Annotated in this window: 5 protein-coding genes; 1 reads left to right on the top strand and 4 read right to left on the bottom strand. The window is 33.4% G+C overall.

Features of this window, described 5'->3' with window-relative positions; genetic code table 11:
• From F6K22_RS14435 to F6K22_RS14425, 3 genes are all read right to left on the bottom strand, one after another.
• The coding region (locus tag F6K22_RS14435; protein ID WP_293098769.1) for a hypothetical protein at window positions 1-319 on the bottom strand (319 nt) is incomplete at its 3' end.
• A gap of 694 nt (window positions 320-1,013) precedes the next feature.
• Complete coding sequence (locus tag F6K22_RS14430; protein WP_293098766.1) at window positions 1,014-1,568, bottom strand: FKBP-type peptidyl-prolyl cis-trans isomerase; 555 nt, start codon at window positions 1,566-1,568, stop codon at window positions 1,014-1,016.
• A 667-nt stretch (window positions 1,569-2,235) separates the two neighbouring features.
• Window positions 2,236-2,562, bottom strand: a complete 327-nt coding sequence (locus F6K22_RS14425; RefSeq protein WP_293098763.1) for a phasin family protein — start codon at window positions 2,560-2,562, stop codon at window positions 2,236-2,238.
• Between the two features lie 89 nt (window positions 2,563-2,651).
• On the opposite strand from F6K22_RS14425, the gene F6K22_RS14420 reads away from it, so the two are divergent.
• Window positions 2,652-3,011 (top strand): zinc ribbon domain-containing protein, encoded by a 360-nt coding sequence (locus F6K22_RS14420; RefSeq protein ID WP_293098760.1) that lies wholly within the window; start codon window positions 2,652-2,654, stop codon window positions 3,009-3,011.
• 430 nt (window positions 3,012-3,441) lie between these two features.
• On the opposite strand, the gene F6K22_RS14415 is transcribed toward F6K22_RS14420, so the two are convergent.
• Window positions 3,442-4,734 (bottom strand): sensor histidine kinase (locus F6K22_RS14415; protein ID WP_293098757.1); only part of this gene is annotated, 1,293 nt, incomplete at its 5' end.

Genomic DNA, 4,734 nt, shown 5'->3' with positions numbered 1-4,734 from the left:
TGAGTTTTGTATATTCTTCCTCGTAAATTTTAGTAATTTCTGGAGTAGTTAAACCCACAGAATTTTTCTCATATAAATCAATCATTAACCTACTATCCATTGCCTTATCATTTTCAACATGACGTTCAGCATAATCTTTAATTTCTTCAATTAAAACTTCCCGACTTTGAACATTAGGTGTAGGTGTCTGAGTATAACTAGGTAATATCCAACTCCAACACAATATAATAATTAACGTTAGTAGAAATAAATTAATCGAAACCAGTCCGTTAAATTTGCGTCTCAAAAGTTGAGTGTAAGGTAAATTAGGTTTGAACATATCAACTCAATTAAGAATTTATTTAAAGAGTGTTTTTAACGAAGTCAGAAGTCATAAGTTGTTTTTGGAATCCGGGATTAGGAGAATAGTAGAAAATAAATTATCCCAATTTTTGTACTCTATTCTGACTGGTTACTCCCTACTTTCTACTCCCTTATTTTCATAGCTAATAGGATAATTTTTTATTTGAAAGTCCCTAGAGAAACCCTCCAAAAAGATTTCGTTTTAAAAGCCGGGGTTTTAGACCAAATTATTTTGATAAAGCAAAGATTAAGACAGCTTATGCCTGTATTTAATATTCATTTAATAAACAGTTTCTTATTGTTTAGGCTAGTATTTATATTAAAAAACAACATCAAAGTAGTCTTTCTCTGAAATTGCTCATTATTTTCTTCAGCTACCTAAATTTATAGATAATTTTTGTCTCTCCATAAAGCAAAAACCCGTGACTGCCAATATAATCAATATATCCAGAGGCAACCACAGGTATTCAGTTTATATAGATTGTATAGAGGAAAATCAATTTTAGTTCTAAGAAAACAAGAAATTGGAAGTTTCAAATATTAAGTCTCTAGATTTTTAACATTTTTTCTTGATAGGATTATTCACTAAAAACATCAATCCCTTTTTCTTGTTTTCTTTTCCCTAAACTTCTAAAACTTCATCTTTTATCAACTCGAAAAGTGCTGTATGTTTACCCAGCAATTTTCAATAATTCCACATCAAAAATCAGAGTAGCATTAGGAGGTATAACCCCACCAGCACCACGAGAACCATACCCTAATTCTGATGGAATAATCAACTTACGACGTTCACCAACTTTCATACTACCTACTCCTTCATCCCAACCTTTAATAACTTGACCCACGCCAACTTTAAATTGGAAAGGTTGATTGCGATCGCGAGAACTATCAAACTTAGAACCATCCTCCAAAGTTCCAGTATAGTGAACCACGACTGTCTGACCTTTTTGAGGAGTAGCACCATCTCCTTCTTTCAAGACCACATACTTAAGACCAGATTCAGTAGTAACTTCTTCGTTATTTTGAGCCATAATATTTTCTGCCATTGTAATAGTAGGATTTAGTGTAGTACCTTCTGCCACTTGCTGCTGAACTTCAGTAGAATTTATAGTACCTGGCGTATTTTGAGAAGCAACTGCCTCTTTTCCCGAACCTGTAATTTGAGCAATAATCAAAACTAAACCACAGACCATTACTATTCCCAGACTAATAATAATTCCTCGCAAAATTAATCCTCCTAATTTAAGTGAAAATTCATGCATCGAGTGCGTAATTCTGAGGTCTCCTACGGGGCGCCTACTGTGCGGAAGTAATTCCGCACACAGCCCCTCCAGAATGTAAGACGCACATCTGACAGTTAAAAGTCAAAAATTCTCAGATGAAATTCAAATTATAGCCACTATATTTTATAGCTATGCCAAGGTCAGTTGCAATTTTTCCAATCTTGAAGTTTACTTTATAAAAACTCTAAACAACCTCCCAATTTCTCTAATTTGTATTGTTGAAAAAAATCAAATAGAAAAAAAAAGAACGTAACTACTGAAAAGTGAATATATCATTTCTCAAGTTACTGAGGTACAGTTTTTTTCTTCTTTATCCATCCCCACCAAAACCAAATCACTGCTCCCCACTCCCTAAAATATTAGGATACTAAGGGAATAGCAGAAAATAAATTATCCCTATTTTTGTACTATATCCTTACTGGTTACTCCCTACTGCCTTACTTTTTCAATTTCTTCCCTACTCCCTACTCCCTAATTCCCTATTCCCTTATTTTCATAGCTAATGGGATAATTTTTTATTTGGAAGTCCCTAAAATCAATCCTCCATAATAATTAAATCAAAAACCAAAAATTCAACAGCAAGAATCTAACTTCTAACTTCTGACTTCATCTAACGCCAGTTGCGATTTTCCAAATCTCGTATCTGACGCTCCAAACGATCCAAACGACCCCGCAGTTCGTCCAATTCTGATTGACGAGGGACTCCTATATCCTGCATTACATTCCGCATTTGTCGCTGCATCTGAGATTCCCAGTTTCCCTGTTCTGACTTAAGTTGCTGCATTATATCATCAACAAAGGTCTTAGCTTGGTCTGGGTTGATAGTCCCATCTTTAACCCATTGGTTAGTTACTTCCTGTACTTTTTCTGCCACTAGGGAAGTTGTACCAATGCCTATCATTAAAAGTTGTTGAAGTAGATTTTCTGTATTATTCATAATTTTTGCCTGTCTTATTTAAGCTAAACATTTAAACTGTAAATTGAAGTAACAATCAAACTTATATATCCATAATTAAGATAATCAAAATGTTAAATTGTCCTCGTTGTCATCAAACTGTTGATAGTCAGGCGATCGCTTGTCCGTATTGTAAAGTTCCTCTGAAAGCTTTTGGTCATCCTGGTATCCCTCTTTATCAAGCTGAAGGAGAGGAATATTTGTGTAATAATTGCCTCTACCATTTAGATGATAGCTGCAATTTTCCCCAACGTCCCTACGCTAAAGATTGTACTCTTTTCCACGACCAATCTGAACCTCTTGTACCACATTCTACTTATGATACTAATCATAATAGTTGGTTGAAAATTGTCAAATTTTGGTTTCAAAGAAATACTATTTGGTGGTTATTTTTGACTCTAATTATTATAAGTTTTTTACTGTCTTTTTAACTAGAGTAGGGAATAAATAAACAAAATAATAATTAACACAAACCGAATAATAATTATCAAAAAAATTATGCCACTATAATAACTTTTTTGCTAATTTTAGTCAATTTAATATTAGTTATTATTATTTTTGAATTCTCGCTCTCGGACGCCCTTATGCAACGTCCCTACCTACTCAAGAAAGTGTAGAAAAGTTTTTGAGAAATGGTATTATAGAGGAGGTAGGAGGAAGAATAGTCCCTTGATTTTTCTGGCATTGTCTGCCTAAAATGCTAGTTTTTTGAACCTGAGCGACCTAAAAGCTTGCACTTTTTCACGATTAAAAAAGGCTAAAACCTTTATATATAAAAAATTTGAGTTTAATCAGCAACCCCTAAATAATTATCAAATACACACCCTACAATCATAAACTTCTCAATTTTCAATTCAGCAGTTAAGTTACTTCTAATAAGTGATTTTCTTCTGGTACTGACTTTTCTTCAAATACTGCTAAATCAAACCAGAAAGTTGTGCCAATACCAAGTTCACTTACCAAGTTAACCTTGCTATGATGCTTATCAATAATATTTCTAACAATAGACAAACCTAAACCTGTTCCTTCCAAAGTATGAACGCGATTTTCTACTCGGAAAAATCTTTCAAAAATAGCCTCTTGGTCTTCAGGTTCAATACCACTTCCCGTGTCTGAAATTTCAATTCTGACAAACTTATGGGAATGATTTTCAGATTGTAAATGTAGTTCTATTGGTCGAGGAGGGGGAGGAGAAACTATCCATCCTCCTTCTTCAATTTGTTGAGCTTCTATATTAGTATTTTCCAACTCAGACTCTAACAAATAAGCTCTAATAACTATTCGACCTCCTGCTTCAGTAAACTTCATAGCATTACCTACTAAATTAGCAAATACTTGTAGTAATAGATCGTAATGACCAACCACAGGAGGCAAATTAGGTTCTATCTCATAACTTAATTCTATTTTTTGATCTTTAGCATTAAGTTGATAAGTTCTTAAAGTTTGTTCTATTGGTTGAGAAATATCAACAGCATTTAGATGATAAATCAAACAAGATTCTAGACGACTTAAATCTAATACATCATTAACTAAACGAGTCAAACGATCTGTTTCGTGATTGGCAGTTTCCAGAAATTCTCGTCTTTCTACTTCACTTAAATCTTCTCCATATTCATACAAAGTTTCGATGAAAGATTTGATATTAAATAGAGGCGTTCTTAACTCATGGGATACATTACTAATAAACTGACTTTTAGCTTCATTTAATTCTACTTCCCGAGTAATATCTTGCACAGTCATAGCAATTCCTTTGAGACTATTTCGATATGGAGAAAGAACATCTGCTTCTAGTTGATTTTCATAAAGTGTACATTCAGTAACTACAGGACGTTCAACAACATTACAACTATCATAAGCGTCATAAATACAACTTTGACAAAGAGATTCTGTACCTGATGATTTGTTTAAGAGAACAGTCGTTAATAAAATTCTAATTGTACGTTGATTTGGTTCATCTAAAGTACAACGATATTCACCCTTTTCTATTTCACCTATAGCTATTTGATAAAGTGGTCTGTTTAATTCCATCTGTACAGCTAGAGGTAAATTATCTGTCACCTTTCCACCAATGACATTTTTTTCTTCCCAACTAAAAATGCGTCGAGCAGTAGGATTAACTAAAATCAGTTGTAAATTAGCATCTAATAACAAAGC

Origin of the sequence: Okeania sp. SIO2F4, assembly GCF_010672385.1 — a bacterium.
Lineage (GTDB): Bacteria > Cyanobacteriota > Cyanobacteriia > Cyanobacteriales > Microcoleaceae > Trichodesmium.
Note: the sequence above shows the minus strand (reverse complement) of the source record. Positions and strands in the feature narration are given on the sequence as shown.